The following is a 2,981-nucleotide window of genomic DNA, read 5'->3' as shown; positions in this document are numbered from 1 at the left end:
GCGCCAGGCCGCGCGTGCGGCGGGTCTGCCCGATGCCACGGGCGCCACCACCGTCATCAAGGTCTGCGGCTCCGGCCTGAAGGCGACCATGCTGGCGCACGACATCATCCGCGCCGGCTCGGCCGAGATCGTCGTCTCCGGCGGCATGGAGAGCATGAGCAACGCGCCGTATCTGCTGGCCAAGGCACGCGGCGGCTATCGCGCCGGCCACGACCGCATCATCGACCACATGATGATGGACGGCCTCGAGGACGCCTACGAGACCGGCCGCTCCATGGGCGATTTCGGCGAGGCCACCGCGGAGGCCTACCAGTTCACCCGCAAGGACCAGGACGCCTATGCAATGGAAACGCTCAGCCGCGCCCGCAAGGCGGTCGAAGGCGGCGCGTTCAAGGCCGAGATCGCGCCGATCACGCTGACCGAGAAAGCGGGTCCCCGCATCATCGCCAATGACGAGCATCCGCTGAAGGTCGACCCCGCCAAAATCCCGGGCCTGAAAGCCGCGTTCCGCGCCAACGGCACCATCACGCCGGCGGCCTCCTCCGCCAACGCCGACGGCGCCGCCGCGCTGGTGCTGACCAAGCGCTCGCTGGCCGACCGCAATGGCCTGCCTGTCATCGCCGAGATCAAGGGCCACGCCACCCACAGCCAGGAGCCGCAATGGTTCACCACGGCACCGATCCCGGCGATCCGCAAGCTGCTCGACAAGGTCGGCTGGAGCGCGGGTGACGTCGACCTGTTCGAGATCAACGAGGCGTTTGCCGTGGTGGCGATGGCGGCACAGCGCGACCTCGGCATTCCCCGCGACAAGCTCAACATCAACGGCGGCGCCTGCGCGCTCGGACATCCCATCGGGGCCACCGGCGCGCGGTTGATCGTAACGCTGCTGCATGCGCTGGAGGCGAACAACCTGAAGCGCGGTGTTGCGTCGCTCTGCATCGGCGGCGGCGAAGCCACGGCAATCGCGGTGGAGCGGGTCGCGCACTAACCCGTGCCATGGCCGAAATAGAGGGAAGTCCGACATTTTAGACTTCCCTTTTTTGTGCGAGATTGCAACTGTCATGCGGGTCTCTTCGGGGCTCGCCAACCACCATTGAGGCTCAATGATCTCGAACTGGCTCGCGGCGGCATTGGCCCGCCGCAACATCCATTACGGCTGGGTGATGGTCGGGGTGACCTTCCTCGCTGCGCTGATCAGCGCCGGCACGGTCGGCGCGCCCGGCGTGTTCATCGTTCCGCTGCAGAAGGAGTTCGGCTGGAGCACGGCGGAGATCTCCTCCGCGCTGTCGATCCGTTTCATCCTGTTCGGGCTGATGGCGCCGTTCGCGGCCGCCCTGCTCAACCGCTATGGCCTGCGCAACGTCACCCTGGCCGCGCAGTTGGTCGTCGTTTCCGCGCTGGTGCTCTCGCTCGGCATGACGCAGGTCTGGCAACTCGTGGCGCTGTGGGGCGTCGTGATCGGCATCGGCACCGGCATGACTGCGATGGTGCTGGGCGCCACCATCGCGACGCGCTGGTTCGCCGCGCGGCGCGGGCTCGTTATCGGCATCCTGACCGCGAGTGTCGCCACCGGCCAGCTCGTGTTCCTGCCGCTGCTCGCAAGCCTCACCGAACGTTACGGCTGGCGGCTGGCGCTCGGCTTCGTCTGCATCGCGCTTGGCGTTTCGGCGCTGGCGATCCTGCTCGCGATGCGCGACCGTCCGAGCGATTTGGGCCTGCGCCCGTTCGGCGACGAAGGCACCGAGCCCCTGCCCGCCCCGCCCGCCAGCCACGGCTCGATCACGGGCGTTGCCCTCGGCACGCTGCGCGACGCTTCGAAGTCGACTACGTTCTGGATCCTGTTTGCGACGTTCTTTGTCTGCGGCGCATCCACCGCTGGCCTCGTGCAGGTGCATCTGATCCCGATGTGCCTCGATTTCGGCATCCCGCAGCTGCAGGCCGCAAGCCTGCTCGCTGCGATGGGCATGTTCGACTTCGTCGGCACCATCATATCGGGCTGGCTGTCGGACCGGTACGACAATCGCTATTTGCTGTTCTGGTACTACGGCCTGCGCGGACTCTCCCTGCTCTTCCTGCCCTTCAGCGATTTCACGTTCTACGGCCTCTCCGTCTTCGCGGTGTTCTACGGGCTCGACTGGATCGCGACGGTACCGCCGACGGTGCGGCTCACTGCGCAAAAGTTCGGACCCGAGCGCGCCAATCTGGTGTTCGGCTGGATCTTTGCCGGCCATCAGCTCGGCGCCGGCACCGCCGCCTTCGGCGCCGGTTTGTCGCGGACGATCTATCAGAGCTATTTGCCCGCATTCTTCATCGCCGGCGCGCTCTGCGTGTTCGCCTCGCTGATCGTGCTGGCGCTGTCGCGGCAAACCGAGCCGAAGCCGCAAGCCACGATGGCCTAGTACCTGATCGTGGTGGTGACGCCGAACACCGCGGCGTCACCAATCCGCTCGCAATGCCGGGGCAAAGAGCGTCGGCGCCGCTTCTGCAGCTTGCATCTCCATCGTAGACACACCTTCGCGTTCTCGCGGCTCATTTCGCCCGAGCTTTGCTCTCTTCGTTGCTCCCTTCTTAAGAAAGGGCGCAGGGAAGGCCGGGCGCCGGCTGGCACCCGCGGTCCCGTGTGCTAACAAGACGCGCACGGGGTGGACTACAGGTGACGCCGGAACGGCCGGCCTTCCCTGCGCGGATGGTTTTACGGCTTATGTCGTGCTCTCCCCGGGGAGCGATGCACTATTGCCCCCGTCGCCTTGCGGATGGCTGATGCGCGTACCCGGTTGGGCCGCTGCAATCACCGCAACACTTGACGCACAGACCCCGGGCGTCAGGACCACACGATTTTGCCGTCCGCGCACATCCCCATTCCTGTCCGCGACGACTGGCGTGCGCTCGCCATCGCGGCCGAACGAGGACGCTGTCAGCGCCGTGTCGTATCGCGCCTGCCGCTGCTCACGGGGTTTCCGCCCTGCAGCTTGCTCAGCGCG

General features: G+C 66.7%; 2 protein-coding genes. Both read left to right on the top strand.

Annotation, left to right across the window (positions count from 1 at the left end; all coding sequences use genetic code 11):
• Positions 1–988, top strand: a 988-nt coding sequence (locus MOV74_RS34925; protein WP_246931625.1) for an acetyl-CoA C-acyltransferase, incomplete at its 5' end; no start/stop codon positions are given.
• Between the two features lie 115 nt (positions 989–1,103).
• Positions 1,104–2,399 (top strand): MFS transporter, encoded by a 1,296-nt coding sequence (locus MOV74_RS34920; protein WP_246931622.1) that lies wholly within the window; start codon positions 1,104–1,106, stop codon positions 2,397–2,399.
• Positions 2,400–2,981 lie beyond the last annotated feature (582 nt).

This window comes from Bradyrhizobium sp. SHOUNA76 (assembly GCF_023006445.1).
Lineage (GTDB): Bacteria > Pseudomonadota > Alphaproteobacteria > Rhizobiales > Xanthobacteraceae > Bradyrhizobium.
Note: the sequence above shows the minus strand (reverse complement) of the source record. Positions and strands in the feature narration are given on the sequence as shown.